The organism is Micromonospora sp. SD19, from assembly GCF_054462275.1.
The window spans coordinates 162,147-181,194 of record NZ_JBTLMN010000004.1; the positions used below are offsets into that span (position 1 = coordinate 162,147).

15 protein-coding genes and 1 tRNA gene are annotated in these 19,048 nt (G+C 68.6%); all 16 read left to right on the forward strand.

What is annotated here, in order from left to right; genetic code table 11:
- The first annotated feature begins 99 nt into the window (after positions 1–99).
- The 16 genes from ACX27O_RS16325 to fusA all read left to right on the forward strand — a co-directional run bounded on the left by ACX27O_RS16325 (position 100) and on the right by fusA (position 18,919).
- A tRNA-Trp gene (locus ACX27O_RS16325) sits at positions 100–172 on the forward strand.
- 213 nt (positions 173–385) lie between these two features.
- Positions 386–775, forward strand: coding sequence for a preprotein translocase subunit SecE (secE, locus tag ACX27O_RS16330; protein WP_030329860.1), 390 nt, complete (start codon positions 386–388; stop codon positions 773–775).
- A 38-nt stretch (positions 776–813) separates the two neighbouring features.
- Positions 814–1,536: a transcription termination/antitermination protein NusG gene (nusG, locus tag ACX27O_RS16335; RefSeq protein WP_030329862.1), complete on the forward strand. Its 723-nt coding sequence runs from the start codon at positions 814–816 to the stop codon at positions 1,534–1,536.
- A gap of 186 nt (positions 1,537–1,722) precedes the next feature.
- Positions 1,723–2,154, forward strand: coding sequence for a 50S ribosomal protein L11 (gene rplK, locus ACX27O_RS16340; RefSeq protein ID WP_030329864.1), 432 nt, complete (start codon positions 1,723–1,725; stop codon positions 2,152–2,154).
- A gap of 78 nt (positions 2,155–2,232) precedes the next feature.
- A complete protein-coding gene (gene rplA, locus ACX27O_RS16345) occupies positions 2,233–2,949 on the forward strand; it encodes a 50S ribosomal protein L1 (protein WP_030329866.1) in 717 nt (238 codons plus the stop codon).
- Positions 2,950–3,029: 80 nt separating this feature from the next.
- On the forward strand, positions 3,030–3,905 hold the full coding sequence (locus tag ACX27O_RS16350; protein WP_036411012.1) for an ABC transporter ATP-binding protein: 876 nt from the start codon (positions 3,030–3,032) through the stop codon (positions 3,903–3,905).
- Positions 3,902–4,591, forward strand: coding sequence for a hypothetical protein (locus ACX27O_RS16355; protein ID WP_210864749.1), 690 nt, complete (start codon positions 3,902–3,904; stop codon positions 4,589–4,591). Before ACX27O_RS16350 ends, ACX27O_RS16355 begins: the two co-directional genes overlap by 4 nt.
- Positions 4,592–4,931: 340 nt before the next feature.
- The gene (rplJ, locus tag ACX27O_RS16360) at positions 4,932–5,477 is read left to right on the forward strand and encodes a 50S ribosomal protein L10 (RefSeq protein WP_030329872.1); all 546 of its coding nucleotides are present in this window, start codon (positions 4,932–4,934) and stop codon (positions 5,475–5,477) included.
- Between the two features lie 54 nt (positions 5,478–5,531).
- Positions 5,532–5,921, forward strand: coding sequence for a 50S ribosomal protein L7/L12 (gene rplL / locus ACX27O_RS16365; RefSeq protein WP_030329874.1), 390 nt, complete (start codon positions 5,532–5,534; stop codon positions 5,919–5,921).
- A gap of 569 nt (positions 5,922–6,490) precedes the next feature.
- A complete protein-coding gene (rpoB, locus tag ACX27O_RS16370) occupies positions 6,491–9,922 on the forward strand; it encodes a DNA-directed RNA polymerase subunit beta (RefSeq protein WP_030329876.1) in 3,432 nt (1,143 codons plus the stop codon).
- Between the two features lie 80 nt (positions 9,923–10,002).
- Positions 10,003–13,890: a DNA-directed RNA polymerase subunit beta' gene (locus ACX27O_RS16375; protein WP_030329878.1), complete on the forward strand. Its 3,888-nt coding sequence runs from the start codon at positions 10,003–10,005 to the stop codon at positions 13,888–13,890.
- 94 nt (positions 13,891–13,984) lie between these two features.
- On the forward strand, positions 13,985–14,353 hold the full coding sequence (locus ACX27O_RS16380; RefSeq protein WP_210859764.1) for a hypothetical protein: 369 nt from the start codon (positions 13,985–13,987) through the stop codon (positions 14,351–14,353).
- Between the two features lie 713 nt (positions 14,354–15,066).
- Positions 15,067–15,447: a hypothetical protein gene (locus ACX27O_RS16385; RefSeq protein ID WP_030329882.1), complete on the forward strand. Its 381-nt coding sequence runs from the start codon at positions 15,067–15,069 to the stop codon at positions 15,445–15,447.
- Positions 15,448–15,955: 508 nt separating this feature from the next.
- On the forward strand, positions 15,956–16,276 hold the full coding sequence (gene rpsL / locus ACX27O_RS16390) for a 30S ribosomal protein S12 (protein ID WP_458939710.1): 321 nt from the start codon (positions 15,956–15,958) through the stop codon (positions 16,274–16,276).
- A gap of 1 nt (position 16,277) precedes the next feature.
- Complete coding sequence (rpsG, locus tag ACX27O_RS16395) at positions 16,278–16,748, forward strand: 30S ribosomal protein S7 (RefSeq protein WP_007465317.1); 471 nt, start codon at positions 16,278–16,280, stop codon at positions 16,746–16,748.
- A 74-nt stretch (positions 16,749–16,822) separates the two neighbouring features.
- Positions 16,823–18,919 (forward strand): elongation factor G, encoded by a 2,097-nt coding sequence (gene fusA, locus ACX27O_RS16400; RefSeq protein WP_030329884.1) that lies wholly within the window; start codon positions 16,823–16,825, stop codon positions 18,917–18,919.
- The last annotated feature ends 129 nt before the right edge of the window (positions 18,920–19,048 follow it).

Sequence of the window (19,048 nt, forward strand, 5' to 3'; positions counted from 1 at the left end):
GGTTGGGAAAGTCGGGCGGCTACCCGTACACTGGTCCGCCGTGGGGCAAGTGACCCCTGCTCGGTCGTCTGTGGCCGCGTGGGGCGAGTGTTGCCGCATAGGGGTGTAGCTCAATTGGCAGAGCAGCGGTCTCCAAAACCGCAGGCTGCAGGTTCAAGTCCTGTCACCCCTGCGCCTCAGGCCTGACCGTTCCCGTGGGTCGCGCCGCCAGCTCGGCGGCGTCCGGCCCGTGGTGGTGGCATCGGCGGGGTGGTTCCGAGGCAATCGGGCCCTCCGGCTGATCCACCGGCCGCGGCCCGTCGCGGGACGGTTGGGTCCGGCCGGCGTGACCAGCGCCGCGTACGCCACTCGGCGTGCGACCCAAGATTCCGCGACGGAGGGCGAAGTGGCCGACAACAAGCGGCGCGACGACGACGGCGACGATCGTCTGGACGACGAGATCGTCGACGACGTGGCCGACGACGACGCCTCCGGCGCGGACGAGCCGGTTTCCCGGGGCGGCACCGCCACGCGGTCCCGCGCCCGGGCGGAGTCGGCGGACAGCCGGCCGACCACCCGGTCGGAAACGGGTCGGGTGGGCGTCTTCGGGCGCATCGCCCGGTTTTTCCGCGAGGTTGTAGCCGAACTGCGTAAGGTCATCTGGCCGACCCGCAAGGAGTTGCTGACCTACACCGCCGTGGTGGTGGCGTTCGTCGCGGTGATGCTGACGATCGTGGGTGTGCTGGACTTCGGCTTCGCCAAGGTCGTGTTGTTTGTCTTTGGCAACTCGGACTGACCGGCTGCCTCCAGCCATAGTGACGGAAGTGAGCGAGCGTGCCTGAGTACGACGAGACCGCCGGAGAAGTGGACGAGCAGTCCACGGTCGCGACGGCGGCTGGTGACGAGTCGGTTGAGGCCGCCAGCGAGCCGGAGTTCCCAACGACCGAGCCCGCACCGGACGAGGACTACGACCCGGTCGCGGAGCTGAGGCAGAAGCTGCGTTACGCGCCGGGTGACTGGTACGTGGTGCACTCTTATGCCGGCTACGAGAACAAGGTCAAGACCAACCTCGAGACTCGGATCACGAGCCTCGACATGGAGGACTTCATCTACCAGGTCGAGGTGCCGACCCGGGAAGAGGTCGAGGTCAAGAACGGTAAGCGTTCGCAGATCCAGGCGAAGGTCTTCCCGGGTTACATCCTGGTCCGGATGGAGCTGACCGCCGAGTCCTACTCGTGTGTCCGCAACACCCCGGGGGTGACCGGCTTCGTCGGCGCCACCGACCGGGCTGACCGGCCCGCTCCGCTCTCGCTCGACGAGGTGCTGAAGTGGCTGGCGCCGGCCGTCGAGACCGAGCAGAAGAAGGCGAAGCCGGAGATCAAGGTCCTCGACTTCGAGGTGGGCGACTCCGTCACCGTCACCGACGGCGCGTTCGCGTCGCTGCCGGCCACGATCAGCGAGATCAACGCCGACCAGCAGAAGCTCAAGGTGCTGGTGTCGATCTTCGGTCGGGAGACTCCGGTGGAGCTCAACTTCAACCAGGTCGCCAAGATCTGACTGGTCGTCGGCGGCGGGTCCGGCCCGCCGCCGACGTCGGCGTACGCGCTCTCGCTCGACCTCGGCGGACGAGTGGGCTGCGGCCTGCGCTACTCTTGAATGTCGCCGCTGTCGCACCGCGCTGACCGTGCGCGCCCGAGGGCGGCGACAGCCGCTTTTTCCCAGCTCCAAGCCCCAGGAAGTGACATGCCTCCGAAGAAGAAGCTCGTCAAGACGTTCACGCTTCAGTTGCCGGCGGGCCAGGCCACGCCGGCGCCGCCGGTCGGCCCCGCGCTCGGCCAGCACGGCGTGAACATCATGGAGTTCTGCAAGTCCTACAACGCGCAGACCGAGTCCCAGCGGGGCGACATCGTGCCCGCCGAGATCAGCGTGTTCGAGGACCGGTCCTTCACGTTCGTGCTGAAGACCCCGCCCGCCGCCCGGCTGCTGCTCAAGGCCGCCGGTGTGCAGAAGGGGTCTGGCGTTCCGCAGTCCGACAAGGTCGGCGCGGTCAGCCGCGGCCAGCTCCGTGAGATCGCCGAGAAGAAGATGGCCGACCTCAACGCCAACAGCATCGAGCAGGCCGAGAAGATCATCGCCGGCACCGCCCGGTCGATGGGCATCACCGTCAACGACTGACGTCGGCCCAGGCCGTCGACCCAACCGTGGGAGGGCTCGCGCCGAGCGGCCCGCCAGAGACCACAGGAGTAATCAGCAATGCAGCGCAGCAAGAGCTACCGCAAGGCCGCCGATGTCATCGACCGGTCGAAGCTCTACACCCCCACCGAGGCCGTGAAGCTGGCCAAGGAGACCACCAACGTCAAGTTCGACGCCACGGTCGAGGTCGCCATGCGCCTCGGCGTCGACCCCCGCAAGGCGGACCAGATGGTCCGCGGCACGGTCAACCTGCCGCACGGCACCGGTAAGACCGCCCGCGTGATCGTGTTCGCCAGCGGCGCGAAGGCCGAAGAGGCCGCCGCCGCGGGTGCGGACGAAGTGGGCACCGACGAGTTGGTCGCCCGGATCCAGGGTGGTTGGCTCGACTTCGACGCGGCGATCGCCACGCCGGACCAGATGGCCAAGATCGGCCGGATCGCGCGGATCCTGGGCCCGCGCGGTCTCATGCCGAACCCGAAGACCGGCACGGTGACCATGGACGTCACCAAGGCGGTGCAGGACATCAAGGGCGGCAAGATCACCTTCCGGGTGGACAAGCACTCCAACCTGCACCTGATCATCGGCAAGGCCTCCTTCACCGAGGGCCAGCTGGTGGACAACTACGCGGCGGTGCTCGACGAGGTGCTGCGCGCCAAGCCGTCCGCGGCCAAGGGCAAGTACCTCCGCAAGGTCATCCTGACCACCACGATGGGCCCGGGTGTCCCGGTCGACCCGAACCTGGTGAAGAACCTTCGGGAGGACCAGGCCGAGGCCTGAGTCGACAGTTCGCTCCACCGGGGCGCCGCCACGACCGTGGCGGCGCCCCGGCGCGTTCGAGGTGTGGCAGGCTCGGGCCCATGCGGCTGGAGAACGTCTGGTTGCGGTACCACCGGCGGGGGCCGTGGGTGCTGCAGGGCATCGATGTGCGGATCGGCCCCGGCGAGGTGGCGATCGTCCTGGGCCGCAACGGGGTGGGCAAGTCGACACTGCTCCAGGTGGCCGCGGGGGTCCTCCGTCCGGGCCGGGGCCGGGTCTCCGGCCGGCCGGCGCGGGTGGGCTGGGTGCCGGAGCGGTTCCCCGCCGACCAACCGTTCACGGTGGCCCGCTATCTGACCGGGATGGCCCGGGTGGCGGGGCTGGGCAGGGCCGCGGCCGACGAGGCGGTGACCTCCTGGATCGACCGGCTCGGGCTGTCCGCCTTCCGCTCGGTCCGACTGCCCGAGCTGTCCAAGGGCACCGCGCAGAAGGTCGGCCTCGCCCAGGCGATGCTGCGCCCGCCGGGCCTGCTGGTCCTCGACGAGCCGTGGGAGGGGCTGGATGCCACCACCCGTGAGCTGGTGCCCGAGCTGATCGCCGAGGTGCTCGCCGCCGACGGGTCCGTCCTGGTGAGCGACCACCGCGGCGAGACGGTCCGGCTGCCGGCCGCGCGTCGCTGGTTGGTGGCCGACGGCTCGCTGGCCGAGGAGACGTCGTCGACGGACGAGACGATCGCCGTGGTCGAGGTCGCGGTGCCGGCCGCGCGGGTCGCCGGCACCGTCGCCCGGTTGCGCGCCGAGGGCCATCAGGTGCTGCGGGTACGCTCCGACGCCGCCACCGCCGTGCCCCAGGGCGGACCCGCCGAGCCGCTCCCGGCAGCGGGCGCCGCCCCACCCGCCGAGCCGCCGATCAGCGTGACCGGGCAGCCGGAGGCCGCCGACGCGGCGGTCGAGCCGGCGGCGGGGGAGGCCCGGTGAGCGCCCTGATCCGGATGCGGTTGACCGGTTTCCTGCGTACCGGCCGGGCGGTGGCACCGCTGCTCGCCGGCCTGATCACGCTCGGCATCCTGTACGGCGGTGGCCGTGCCCAGCCGGCGGAGGCGTACGGCGTCTCCGCTGTCGTGCTCTTCCCGGTGCTCGCCTGGCAGACCAAGATCCTGTTGGACGTCGAGCCGGACGTGCAGCGTCGGCTGGCGCAGGTGACGGTCGGGGTGGCGCGGGAGCGGCTGGCCGGGCTGCTCGCCGCAGCGGCGGCGGCGCTGGTGACGGTGGCCGTCGCGTTGCTCTTCCCGTGGCTGGTGGGCGGGGTGTCCGGCCCGGTCGATCCGGGGGACCGGTCGATTCCGGTCGGGCTCGCGCTGGGGCTGTGGGCGCACCTGCTGGTCGTACCCGCTGCTGTTGCTCTTGGTGCGCTGGCCAGCCGGGCATCGGTGGGCGGCGCCGGGTACGGCGTCGCGGTGTTGGCCCTCGGCGGGGTCGGCGCCGTGGTGCTCGGCCTGACCGGTTCGGTGGCCCCCTGGCTGGCTCCGCCGATCATGGCGGCGGCGCGCACCACCGGCGGCGAGGCCGCCGCGCTGACACTGCTGGGGCTGAGCGGGTGGGCGTTGGCCTGGAGTGGTGCTGTCGTCGGCGGCTACCTGTGGCGGCGGCGGGCCCAGGGCTGACCGCCACCGGCGTCGGTGGCGCGGCTCACAGGGGGCGATTTGGTGCTGCTGGCCCGGGCGCGTAGTCTTCAACAGTCATCCGTGTTCTCATGGATGAGGAACCACCCAGAGACCGCTGGTCACCGTGCTCCGGCACGGTCGAAGGTCCCGCGACAACGGGCGACCCGCGTAGGGCGGCAAGCGTAACTCGGCAGTGCACATGGTCCGCCGACCATGATGATCTGCCGGCCCTCGCCCCGTGCGCCCTGCGCCGGGGCTTTTTCGTTGTCGTGCTGCCTCCGCCCCCGTTCCGGCTTCGGCCGAGACGGGGACCAGCCTCGAGTAACGAGAGAGGAGGGACATGGCGGACAAGCCGATCCGGGCCGACAAGGCCACGGCCGTCGCTGAGCTGACCGAGAGCTTCCGCAGCTCGGGCGCCACCGTGCTGACCGAGTACCGCGGTCTGACGGTTTCCCAGCTCACCCAGCTTCGGCGCTCGCTCGGCGCCGACACCAGCTACACGGTCGCGAAGAACACGCTGGCCAAGCGTGCTGCGACGGACGCGGGCATCACCGGCCTCGACGAGCTGTTCACCGGTCCTACCGCGCTGACTTTCGTTTCGGGCGACGTCGTCGAGGCGGCGAAGGGGCTTCGCGACTTCGCGAAGGCCAACCCGAAGCTCGTCATCAAGGGCGGTGTCTTCGAGGGCAAGGCCATTTCCGCGGCCGAGGTCACGAAGCTTGCCGACCTGGAGTCCCGCGAGGTGCTGCTGGCCAAGCTGGCCGGCGCGATGAAGGGCAACCTGAGCAAGGCCGCGGCCCTGTTCCAGGCCCCGCTGTCGAAGACCGCCCGTCTGGCGGCTGCACTGCAGGACAAGCGCGAGAAGGAGGGCGCCGAGGCGGCCTGAGGCCCCCACGGCGCACCAGTTCTTACTTAACAGAAACAGGAAAGGACGCCAGACATGGCGAAGCTCAGCACCGACGAGCTGCTCGACGCGTTCAAGGAGATGACGCTGATCGAGCTCTCTGAGTTCGTGAAGCAGTTCGAGGAGACCTTCGAGGTCACCGCCGCTGCTCCGGTCGCGGTTGCCGCTGCCGGCGGTGGCGCCGGTGGCGCTGCTGCCCCGGCCGAGGAGGAGAAGGACGAGTTCGACGTCATCCTCGAGGCTGACGGTGGCAAGAAGATCCAGGTCATCAAGGTCGTGCGTGAGCTGACCGGCCTGGGCCTCAAGGAGGCCAAGGACGCGGTCGAGTCCGCGCCGAAGGCCATCCTGGAGAAGGTCAACAAGGAGACCGCCGACAAGGCGAAGGCCAAGCTCGAGGGCGAGGGCGCCAAGGTCACCCTCAAGTGACCTGACGTTCCACCTACGCGTACCCGGCTCGTGAGCTGGGACACGATTCGCGTGGCGGCGGGCGGTGATCCGACACGGATCACCGCCCGCCGTATTGGTGGTGTTGGCTCCGATCGGCCCTGAGCTGGGCTCCGACCTGCGGATCCGGCGACCGGAACGAGGGCGGCCGGTCGCTCTCCAGGGGGAAACACGGGGCGAGGGCAATACCGGCCCTTGACGCGGCCCGGGGCTGCCAGGCACGCTGACACCAGCAAGACACCGCGCTTGCAACGGCCACGACGTGGGTATGACAGCGGCGGCACCATCGGCCGCGGTAACCCGAGCGGCCCAGTGGGGAGTTGCGTTCTGAGCGGCCCGGCTGACCCCGGTAACGGGGGCCGAGGAGCGCTCCGCAAACAACCTGCGGGGTGGGCTGGACAGCGGTTAGCCTCTCGGCTACACTGCTAGTTTGCGCTGCCTTCCGACTTGACCCCTGCTCGGAAATGTCCGTTTACGGATATTTCTGGTGGGGTCATTGGAGTGCACGCGTACCAGCCGTTCTGCAGCACCGGTCCTCGGAAGGACGCATCTTGGCAGCTTCCCGCCCTGCGAAGACCAGTCGTACGTCGAGCGCATTCGCTCCCCGCCGAGTTTCATTCGGCAGGATCACCGAACACCTCGAGGTCCCCAACCTCCTTGCCATTCAGAACGAGTCCTTCGACTGGCTCGTCGGCAACGAGGCTTGGCAGGGCCGGTCGGCGGACGACCCGCACGCACGCTCGGGTCTCGCGGAGATCCTTGAAGAGATCAGTCCCATTGAGGACTTTTCCGGCACCATGTCGCTCTCCTTCTCAGCGCCGCGCTTCGACGAGGTCAAGGCCTCGATCGAGGAGTGCAAGGAGAAGGACCTGACCTACTGCGCTCCGCTCTTCGTGACCGCGGAGTTCACCAACAACACCACTGGCGAGATCAAGAGCCAGACGGTGTTCATGGGTGACTTCCCGATGATGACGCCCAAGGGCACCTTCGTCATCAACGGCACCGAGCGCGTCGTGGTCAGCCAGCTCGTCCGGTCTCCGGGCGTCTACTTCGACAAGCAGCCGGACAAGACCTCCGACCGCGACCTCTCCAGCGTCAAGGTCATCCCGAGTCGGGGTGCCTGGCTGGAGTTCGACATCGATAAGCGCGACACGGTCGGCGTACGTATCGACCGTAAGCGTCGCCAGGCCGTCACCGTCCTGCTCAAGGCCATCGGATGGTCGGCCGAGCGGATCCGTGAGCGGTTCGGGTGGTCCGAGCTGATGATGACGACGCTCGAGAAGGACCACATCGCCGGCGCCGATGAGGCGCTGCTCGACATCTACCGCAAGCTGCGCCCTGGCGAGCCGCCGACGCGCGAGAACGCCCAGACCCTGCTCGACAACCTCTTCTTCAACCCGAAGAGGTACGACGTCGCCAAGGTCGGGCGCTACAAGTTCAACAAGAAGCTCGAAGTCGACGTGCCGATCACCACCGGCACGCTGACCGAGGACGACATCGTCGCCACCGTGGAGTACCTGTGCCGGCTGCACGCCGGTGAGGAGGGCTACGAGGCCGACGACATCGACCACTTCGGCAACCGGCGGCTCCGTACCGTGGGCGAGCTGATCCAGAACCAGGTTCGGGTCGGCCTGTCCCGGATGGAGCGGGTCGTCCGTGAGCGGATGACCACGCAGGACGTCGAGGCGATCACCCCGCAGACCCTGATCAACATCCGCCCGGTGGTGGCGGCGATCAAGGAGTTCTTCGGGACGTCCCAGCTGTCCCAGTTCATGGACCAGACCAACCCGCTGGCGGGCCTGACCCACCGGCGCCGGCTGAGCGCGCTCGGCCCGGGTGGTCTGTCCCGGGAGCGGGCCGGCTTCGAGGTCCGCGACGTGCACCCGTCCCACTACGGCCGGATGTGCCCGATCGAGACGCCGGAAGGCCCGAACATCGGCCTGATCGGCGCGCTGTCCACCTTCGCCCGGGTCAACCCGTTCGGCTTCATCGAGACGCCGTACCGGAAGGTCGTCGACGGTCGGGTCACCGACCAGATCGACTACCTGACCGCGGACGAGGAGGACCGGTTCGTCAAGGCCCAGGCCAACGCGCGCCTGAAGGCTGACGGCACGTTCGCCGAGGACCGGGTGCTCTGCCGTCGTAAGGGCGGCGAGACCGAGGACGTGGTCCCCGCCGCCGTCGACTACATGGACGTCTCGCCTCGGCAGATGACCTCGGTCGCGACCGCCATGATCCCGTTCCTCGAGCACGACGACGCCAACCGGGCACTGATGGGCGCGAACATGCAGCGCCAGGCGGTGCCGCTGGTCAAGGCCGAGGCGCCGCTCGTGGGTACGGGCATGGAGTACCGGGCCGCTGTCGACGCTGGCGACGTGGTGGTCGCCGAGGTCGGCGGTGTGATCGAGGATCTCTGCGCCGACTACGTCACCATCCACCAGGATGACGGCCACCGCCGGACGTACCTGCTGCACAAGTTCCGCCGCTCCAACGCCGGCTCCTGCGTCAACCAGAAGCCGGTGGTCTTCGAGGGCGACCGCGTCGAGGCCGGTCAGGTCATCGCCGACGGTCCCTGCACCGACGAGGGCGAGATGGCGCTCGGACGCAACCTGCTGGTGGCGTTCATGTGCTGGGAGGGCCACAACTACGAGGACGCGATCATCCTGTCGCAGCGCCTCGTGCAGCAGGACGTGCTCACCTCGATCCACATCGAGGAGCACGAGGTCGACGCCCGGGACACCAAGCTCGGTCCGGAGGAGATCACCCGCGACATCCCGAACGTCAGCGAGGAAATGCTCGCTGACCTCGACGAGCGCGGCATCATCCGGATCGGTGCCGAGGTCGTCCCCGGCGACATCCTGGTCGGCAAGGTCACGCCCAAGGGTGAGACCGAGCTGACCCCGGAGGAGCGGCTGCTCCGCGCGATCTTCGGTGAGAAGGCGCGTGAGGTTCGGGACACCTCGCTGAAGGTGCCGCACGGCGAGACCGGCACGGTCATCGGTGTGCGTACGTTCTCCCGCGAGGACGGCGACGAGTTGCCGCCGGGTGTCAACGAGCTGGTCCGGGTCTACGTCGCCCAGAAGCGCAAGATCCAGGACGGCGACAAGCTCGCCGGCCGGCACGGCAACAAGGGTGTCATCTCGAAGATCCTGCCGATCGAGGACATGCCGTTCCTGGAGGACGGCACCCCGGTCGACATCGTGCTCAACCCGCTCGGTGTGCCGAGCCGGATGAACATCGGCCAGGTGCTGGAGACCCACCTCGGTTGGGTCGCCAAGACCGGTTGGAAGGTCGAGGGTGACGACGCCGACTGGAAGCGCCAGCTGCGCTCGATCGACGCGCACGAGTCCGAGGGGGACACCAACGTGGCCACCCCGGTCTTCGACGGTGCCCGCGAGGAGGAGATCTCCGGCCTGCTCGAGTCGACCCTGCCCAACCGGGACGGCAAGCAGCTGATCGGGCGTACCGGCAAGGCGCAGCTGTTCGACGGTCGTTCCGGTGAGCCACTGCCGGACCCGATCGCCGTCGGCTACGTCTACATCCTGAAGCTCAACCACCTGGTCGACGACAAGATCCACGCTCGGTCGACCGGACCGTACTCGATGATCACGCAGCAGCCGCTGGGTGGTAAGGCGCAGTTCGGTGGTCAGCGTTTCGGTGAGATGGAGTGCTGGGCGATGCAGGCGTACGGCGCTGCCTACGCCCTGCAGGAGCTGCTCACGATCAAGTCCGACGACGTGCTCGGCCGGGTGAAGGTCTACGAGGCCATCGTCAAGGGCGAGAACATCCCGGAGCCGGGCATCCCGGAGTCGTTCAAGGTGCTGCTCAAGGAGCTGCAGTCGCTGTGCCTCAACGTTGAGGTGCTCTCCAGCGACGGTGTGGCCCTGGAAATGCGCGAGACCGACGACGAGGTGTTCCGGGCCGCTGAGGAGCTGGGCATCGACCTGTCCCGGCGCGAGCCGAGCTCGGTCGAAGAGGTCTGAGGTGTGCGGTCGGGGGCCGGCTCGCCGGCTCCCGACCCCGCCCGAGAATTAGCAGTACAGACGACGACATAGGGGACATAGTGCTCGACGTCAACTTCTTCGACGAGCTGCGCATTGGTCTCGCCACCGCTGACGACATCCGTCAGTGGTCGCACGGCGAGGTCAAGAAGCCTGAGACGATCAACTACCGCACCCTGAAGCCGGAAAAGGACGGGCTCTTCTGCGAGAAGATCTTCGGTCCGCAGCGGGACTGGGAGTGCTACTGCGGTAAGTACAAGCGGGTCCGGTTCAAGGGCATCATCTGTGAGCGCTGCGGCGTCGAGGTGACTCGCTCCAAGGTCCGTCGTGAGCGGATGGGGCACATCGAGCTCGCCGCTCCGGTGACCCACATCTGGTACTTCAAGGGCGTTCCGAGCCGGCTGGGCTACCTGCTGGACCTCGCCCCCAAGGACCTCGAGAAGATCATCTACTTCGCCTCGTACGTCGTGACGAGCGTGGACGCGGAGTCGCGTCACCGCGACCTCTCGACGATCGAGAACGAGATCCTGGCCGAGAAGCGGCAGTCCGAGAACAGCCGCGACTCGGAGATCGAGAAGCGGGCCGCCAAGCTCGAGGCCGACCTGGCCGAGCTGGAGGCCGAGGGTGCCAAGGCGGACGTCCGGCGCAAGGTCAAGGAGGGCGGAGAGCGCGAGATGCGCCAGATCCGCGACCGGGCCCAGCGCGAGATCGACCGCCTGGACGAGGTGCTGGACACCTTCCGCAAGCTGGAGCCGAAGCAGCTGGTCACCGACGAGCTGCTCTACCGCGAGCTGCGCGACCGGTTCGGTGAGTACTTCACCGGTTCCATGGGCGCCGAGGCGATCAAGGCGCTGGTCCAGAACATGGACCTCGACGCGGAGGCCGAGAGCCTGCGGGAGACCATCCGGTCCGGCAAGGGCCAGCGGAAGATCCGGGCGCTCAAGCGACTCAAGGTCGTCGCGGCGTTCCTGAACACCCGCAACTCGCCGCTCGGCATGGTGCTGGACTGCGTCCCGGTCATCCCGCCGGACCTGCGCCCGATGGTGCAGCTCGACGGTGGCCGCTTCGCGACCTCGGACCTGAACGACCTGTACCGCCGCGTGATCAACCGGAACAACCGCCTCAAGCGGCTGATCGACCTCGGCGCGCCCGAGATCATCGTCAACAACGAGAAGCGGATGCTCCAGGAGGCCGTCGACGCGCTGTTCGACAACGGCCGTCGCGGCCGGCCGGTCACCGGCCCGGGTAACCGCCCGCTCAAGTCGCTGTCCGACATGCTCAAGGGCAAGCAGGGCCGGTTCCGCCAGAACCTGCTGGGCAAGCGCGTCGACTACTCCGGCCGTTCGGTCATCGTGGTCGGCCCGAAGCTCAAGCTGCACCAGTGCGGTCTGCCCAAGCAGATGGCGCTGGAGCTGTTCAAGCCGTTCGTGATGAAGCGGCTGGTCGACCTCAACCACGCCCAGAACATCAAGTCCGCCAAGCGGATGGTCGAGCGTCAGCGCCCGGTCGTGTGGGACGTGCTGGAAGAGGTCATCGGCGAGCACCCGGTGCTGCTCAACCGGGCGCCGACCCTGCACCGCCTGGGCATCCAGGCCTTCGAGCCGCAGCTGGTCGAGGGCAAGGCCATCCAGATCCACCCGCTGGTCTGCACCGCGTTCAACGCCGACTTCGACGGTGACCAGATGGCGGTGCACGTGCCGCTGTCCGCCGAGGCTCAGGCCGAGGCGCGGATCCTGATGCTGTCGTCGAACAACATCCTCAAGCCGGCCGACGGTAAGCCGGTCACCATGCCCACCCAGGACATGGTCATCGGTCTGTACCACCTCACCCACCGCACCGCTGGTGAGAAGGGCGAGGGCCGGGCGTTCAGCTCGGACGCCGAGGCGCGGATGGCCTTCGACAACGGCGAGCTGCACCTGCAGGCGCCGGTGAAGATCCGCCTGCGTGACGTGGTCGGGGTCGACAACGGTGCTGGCGCCGAGGCGTGGACCGCCCCGGAGGGCTGGGTCGAGGGTGACCCGCTGACCGTGGAGACCACCCTGGGCCGGGTGCTGTTCAACGAGACGTTGCCGCAGGGCTACCGCTTCGTGAACTACGAGATCCGCAAGGGTCAGCTCTCCGCGATCGTCAACGACCTCGCCGAGCGCTTCCCCAAGGTGGCGCTGGCCGCCACCCTGGACGGGCTCAAGGAGGCCGGTTTCCACTGGGCCACCTGGTCCGGCGTGACGATCGGTATGGAGGACGTCATCGCACCGCCGCGTAAGGCGGAGATCCTGGCCCGGTACGAGAAGGACGCCGACCAGATCGACAAGCAGTACCAGCGTGGTCTGATGACCGCCGAGGAGCGTCGCGGCGAGCTCATCGAGATCTGGACCAAGGCGACCAACGAGGTCGCCAAGGAGATGGACACCGCGCTGCCGCAGGAGAACCCGCTGTGGAAGATGATCAACTCGGGTGCTCGCGGTAACCTGCTCCAGCTCCGGCAGATCGCGGCGATCCGTGGTCTGGTGGCCAACCCCAAGGGCGAGATCATCCCGCGGCCGATCAAGGCCAGCTACCGGGAGGGTCTGTCCGTGCTGGAGTACTTCATCTCCACGCACGGTGCCCGCAAGGGTCTGGCCGACACCGCGCTGCGTACCGCCGACTCGGGTTACCTGACCCGTCGTCTGGTGGACGTCTCGCAGGACGTCATCATCCGTGAAGAGGACTGCGGCACCGACCGGGCGATCCCGATGCAGATCGGCGAGAAGCTGGACGGCAAGCTCGTCGTCCACACCCACGCCGAGACCAGCGTGCACGCCCGGACCCTCGCCGACGACATCAAGGGGCCGGATGGCACCGTGGTCGCCGAGCGCGGGCAGGACATCAACTCCATCGGGGTCGACAAGATCGTCGCCGCTGGTGTGGAGACCGTCCGGGTGCGCAGCGTGCTTACCTGCGAGTCGAAGCTCGGCGTCTGCGCGGCCTGCTACGGCCGGTCGCTGCCGACCGGTAAGTCGGTCGACATCGGCGAGGCGGTCGGCATCATCGCCGCCCAGTCCATCGGTGAGCCCGGTACGCAGCTGACGATGCGTACCTTCCACACCGGTGGTGTCGCGGGTGAGGACATCACCCAGGGTCTGCCGCGTGTTCAGGAAATCTTCGAGGCTCGGGTCCCGAAGGGTAAGGCGCCCATCGCCGACACCCCGGGCCGGATCCGGATCGAGGACGGCGAGCGCTCGCGCAAGATCATCGTGGTGCCGGACGACGGCAGCGACGAGATCGTCTACGACAAGATCTCGAAGCGCGTCAAGCTCCGGACCCACGACGGCGGTCACGTCGCGGTCGGCGAGAAGCTGACCGAGGGCACCATCGACCCGCACGAGCTGCTGCGGATCATGGGTCCGCGGGCGGTCCAGGTCCACCTGACCAGTGAGGTCCAGGAGGTCTACCGCTCGCAGGGTGTGCTCATCCACGACAAGCACATCGAGATCATCATCCGCCAGATGCTCAAGCGGGTGACGGTCATCGACTCCGGCTCGACCGAGTTCCTGCCGGGTGTGCTCGTCGACCGGGCGCTGTTCGAGTCGGAGAACCGCCGACTCGTCTCGGAGGGCGGCGAGCCCGCCGCCGGTCGTCCGGTGCTGATGGGTATCACCAAGGCCTCGCTGGCCACCGACTCCTGGCTCTCGGCGGCCTCCTTCCAGGAGACCACCCGGGTGCTGACCGACGCTGCGATCAACTCGCGCAGCGACTCGCTGGTCGGCCTCAAGGAGAACGTGATCATCGGAAAGCTCATCCCGGCCGGTACCGGCATCAGCAAGTACCGCAACGTCCGGGTCGAGCCGACCGAGGAGGCGAAGGCCAAGGTCTACTCGATGACCGGTTACCCGGAGACCGACTACGGGTTCGGGCCGGCCAGCGGGCAGGCCGTGCCGCTGGACGACTTCGACTTCGGGTCGTACCGCTAAGCACCAGTAACACGACGAGGCCCCCGGTGAAAGCCGGGGGCCTCGTCGTGTCCGTGCCCACCCACCCCGCGACCGGGTTCGGCATGATGGGGGTATGACGACAGCACCCGGGCAGGTGTCCGTCGCCCAGCCGGACCTGCGTCACCCGCTGGACCCGGACCCGGCCCGCGCCACGAAGGCACGGGCGGTCTTCGCGCTCGGCCTGCTCGGCATGCTGACCGGGTTGTTCATCGGAGGCGTGGTGCCGGCCACCGTGGCCCTGCAACTGGCCCGGCAGGCGCGCCGCGAGGCGTACGCGTCGGGGGGTTTCCTGACCGGCAGCGTGTGGCTGCGGCGGGGGGAGCGGATGGCCTGGACCGGTCTGGTGCTGGTCGCGGTCAGCGTGGTGGCCGCTGTGGTCATCGGGGTGGTCCGGCTGGCCGGTGCCCCGTTCGGCCACGACTACCCGGCGAACATGGACTGAGGCCGCCGGTGGCCGCGCCCGGCGCGGGTGGCGGCGCTCGCGGCGGTAGCCTGGCCGGTGTCCGCCGCGTGGCGGTGGCGGCCTTTCGACAGGAGGACCTCGTGACGGAACCGGCGCGGCCCCCTGCGGACGAACCGGACGGCCCCCCTGCGGACACGCCGGCTCCTGCGTCCGAGCCGAGTGACTGGGCGCGGCCGGGCCCGGGCGGTGCGGAGCACCCTCCGGTGCCCACCCCGGATGCGCCGCCCGCTGCGGGGCCGTACCCCGGCTGGGGCACGACCTCGACGCCCGGCTCCGGCCAGCCGCACCCGGTCTCCAGCACGCCGACCTCGACGCCGCAGGGCTGGGGTCCGCCGTCATCCGGGCCGGGAACGCCGTACGGGTGGGGTCCGCCGTCGTCGGGGTCGGGGGCGCCGCAGGGTTGGGGTCCGCCGGCAGGTGGGCCGGGAACGCCGTACGGCTGGGGTCCGCCGTCGTCGGGGTCGGGGGCGCCGCAGGGTTGGGGTCCGCCGGCAGGTGGGCCCGGAGCACCGCATGGCTGGGGTCCGCCGTCGTCGGGGCCGGGGGCGCCGCAGGGTTGGGGTCCGCCGGCAGGTGTACCGGGAACGCCGTACGGGTGGGGTCCGCCGTCGGGGCACGGTCCCGGGTGGGGTGGCTCGCCGGGGCGCTCGGTTGCGCCACCCACCGACGACCAACGCCGGCCGCCGAAGCGGGTGGAGTCGGTGTCGGGCACGCCGTTCGGTGTCGTGCACCTGGACGTGGCGCCGGTCACCTCCGGGCTGGCCATCGGAGCGCTGGTGGCGGGGATCGCGTCGGTCCTGGTGTCGTTACTGGTGATCTGCTTCGGGGTGGCCTTCATGAACGACGGCGGTGCCTGGGCCTCCGGAGCGTTCGCCGCGCTGGGTGTGCTGGCCGGCGGTGCGGCGGTCGTCGTCGGGCTGCTCGGCCGGCGGCAGATCGGTCGGCCGGCCGCGCCCTCCGCGGTCCAGTTCACCGGGCGTGGGCTGGCGATGGCGGGGATCAGCTGCGGCGCGGTGGGGGCGGTGCTCAGTGCGCTGGGCCTGGGCCTGGCCCTGCTGCTCGCACTGACCTGAAAGTGATCATCGACAGATCCGACACCTGACGGGGGTTTCCCGCGGAAGGCTTCCGGTCCGCCCGGGGGCGATGGGTGCTTCTGCGGGAGAGCCGGTACACTTGTATTCGTAGGTGCCCATCGCGGGCGACCGGGCAGGACGAGATACGGCTGGCGGGTGTGAGACTGCCGCCGGGCCATTCCGTTTTGACCTGGGCGGTTGTGGTAGGTACTCTTTCCCCTTGTGCCCGGGCATGCCCGGGCAACTCGTGCGTGCGCTGTTACCGGCTTACGGACGGCGGCACGACAAGCCAAGGATCCGGGGCGGGGCGACCCGCGTGCCGGTGACAAAACCCGGTACGCACGCGAGAGCGTCGCAACGGGACCGTGACGAGGGCGACACGCCCGACCGCGGGTGCCGGGGTCTCCGCAAGGTGGCCCTGGTCGGAATGTAGGAGAGCCGGTCATCAGGCCGGCTAACGAGCAGACGGCGCGGCCGCGGATGCGGCCGAAGGGAGCGGAGAAACCCGGTGCCCACGATCCAGCAGCTGGTCCGAAAGGGCCGCCAGGCGAAGACGACCAAGACCAAGACCCCGGCGCTGAAGGGTTCCCCTCAGCGGCGCGGCGTGGTCGCTCGCGTGAAGCTCAGCAGCCAGATCGAGGTGACCGCCTACATCCCCGGCGTCGGTCACAACCTGCAGGAGCACTCGATCGTGCTCGTCCGCGGTGGCCGGGTGAAGGACCTCCCCGGCGTGCGTTACAAGATCGTTCGCGGCTCGCTGGACACCCAGGGTGTCCGCAACCGCAAGCAGGCGCGCAGCCGTTACGGCGCGAAGAAGGAGAAGAGCTGACATGCCGCGTAAGGGACCCGCTCCGCGGCGGCCGCTGGTCGCTGACCCGGTGTACAACTCGCCGCTGGTCACCCAGCTGGTGAACAAGATCCTGCTCCGCGGCAAGCGTCAGCTCGCCGAGTCCATCGTGTACGCGGCCCTCGAGGGCTGCCGCGAGAAGTCCGGCACCGACCCGGTCGTCACCCTCAAGCGGGCGATGGACAACGTCAAGCCGACCCTCGAGGTGCGTAGCCGCCGGGTCGGTGGCGCCACCTACCAGGTTCCGGTCGAGGTCCGCCCGACCCGGGCGACCACCCTGGGCCTGCGCTGGCTGGTCACCTACTCCCGCGCCCGGCGCGAGAAGACCATGGTCGAGCGGCTGATGAACGAGCTGCTGGACGCGAGCAACGGCCTCGGTGCCGCCGTCAAGCGGCGCGAGGACACGCACAAGATGGCCGAGTCGAACAAGGCCTTCGCGCACTACCGCTGGTAACACCCTGGTTCCGGCGCCTACGGGCGCCGGAACCGCCACCAGTTGAGTCGAGACGACGATAAGTAGGGATTGAAGTGGCCGCCGCAGACGCGCTCGCCAACGTACGCAACATCGGCATCATGGCGCACATCGATGCCGGTAAGACCACGACCACCGAGCGAATCCTGTTCTACACCGGTATCACGTACAAGATCGGTGAGGTCCACGAGGGCGCTGCCGTCATGGACTGGATGGAGCAGGAGCAGGAGCGTGGCATCACCATCACCTCCGCTGCCACCAAGTGTGAGTGGAAGGGCCACACGATCCAGATCATCGACACGCCGGGTCACGTCGACTTCACGGTCGAGGTCGAGCGGTCGCTGCGGGTCCTGGATGGTGCGGTCGCGGTCTACGACGGTGTCGCCGGCGTGGAGCCGCAGACGGAGAACGTCTGGCGGCAGGCCGACAAGTACAACGTCCCGCGGATGTGCTTCGTCAACAAGCTCGACCGGACCGGTGCCGACTTCTTCCGCTGCGTGCAGATGATGATCGACCGGCTGAACGCCACCCCGCTGGTGCTCCAGATCCCGATCGGGCTCGAGGGTGACCACATCGGTGTCGTCGACCTGATCGGCATGCGCGCCCTCACCTGGCGTGGGGAGACCCAGAAGGGTGAGGACTACGCGGTTGAGGAGATCCCGGCCGACCTGGCCGACTCCGCTGCCGAGTGGCGCGAGAAGCTGATGGAGACCCTCGCCGACGTCGACGACGCGGTGATGGAGAAGTACCTGGAGGGCGAAGAGGTCTCCGTCGAGGAGATCAAGGCCGCCATCCGGCGTGCCACCATCGCCGGCAAGGCCAACCCGGTGCTCTGCGGCTCGGCGTTCAAGAACAAGGGCGTCCAGCCCATGCTCGACGCCGTGGTCGACTTCCTGCCGTCGCCGCTGGACGTTCCGGCGATCGAGGGTACGGCCACCGACGGTGAGACCCCGCTGGTGCGTAAGCCCTCGAAGTCGGAGCCGTTCTCCGGTCTGGCCTTCAAGATCCAGACCGACAAGCACCTTGGCAAGCTCACCTACGTCCGGGTCTACTCCGGCGTGGTCGAGACCGGCACCCAGGTGGTCAACTCCACCAAGGACCGCAAGGAGCGCATCGGCAAGATCTACCAGATGCACGCCAACAAGCGGGAAGAGCGCAGCTCGGCCCAGGCTGGCGACATCATCGCGGTGCAGGGTCTCAAGCAGACCACCACCGGTGACACGCTGTCCGACCCGGCGAACCCGGTCATCCTGGAGTCGATGACCTTCCCGGAGCCGGTCATCGAGGTCGCCATCGAGCCGAAGACCAAGGCCGACCAGGAGAAGCTCAGCACCGCCATCCAGCGGCTGGCCGAGGAGGACCCGACCTTCCGCGTCAAGCTGGACGAGGAGACCGGTCAGACGGTCATCTCCGGCATGGGCGAGCTGCACCTGGACATCCTGGTCGACCGGATGCGCCGCGAGTTCAACGTCGAAGCCAACATCGGCAAGCCGCAGGTGGCGTACCGCGAGACCATCCGCCGCAAGGTGGAGAAGGTCGAGTACACCCACAAGAAGCAGACCGGTGGTTCCGGCCAGTACGCCCGCGTGATCGTGAGCGTCGAGCCGCTGCCGCTGGACAACGACTCGCCGACCTACGAGTTCGCCAACGCCGTCAGCGGTGGTCGCATCCCCCGGGAGTTCATCCCCTCGGTGGACGCGGGTGCGCAGGACGCGATGCAGTACGGCATCCTCGCCGGCTTCCCGCTGGTCGGCGTGAAGCTGACCCTGCTGGACGGCCAGTACCACGAGGTCGACTCGTCGGAAATGGCATTCAAGATCGCCGGCTCCATGGTGATGAAGGACGCGGCCCGCAAGGCCGATCCCGCACTCCTTGAGCCGATGATGGCCGTTGAGGTCACCACTCCTGAGGAGAACATGGGTGACGTCATCGGCGACCTCAACTCCCGCCGCGGCCTGATCCAGGCGATGGAGGAGCGCAGTGGCGCCCGCATCGTCAGGGCTCTGGTGCCGTTGTCGGAGATGTTCGGCTACGTCGGCGACCTGCGGTCGAAGACCCAGGGCCGGGCGAGCTACAGCATGCAGTTCGACTCCTACGCCGAGGTTCCGGCCTCGGTGGCCAAGGAGATCATCGCCAAGGCGACGGGCGAGTAGCACCCTGAGCAGGTGATTCGTGGTTGGTCGCGGGAGGTTTCACCCGCCCGCGGCCACCACGATCGGATCGCGTGAGACCGGGCCTGTAGGCTTCATCGCCGCAGAACCCACAAAGGCTCTCCGGCCGTC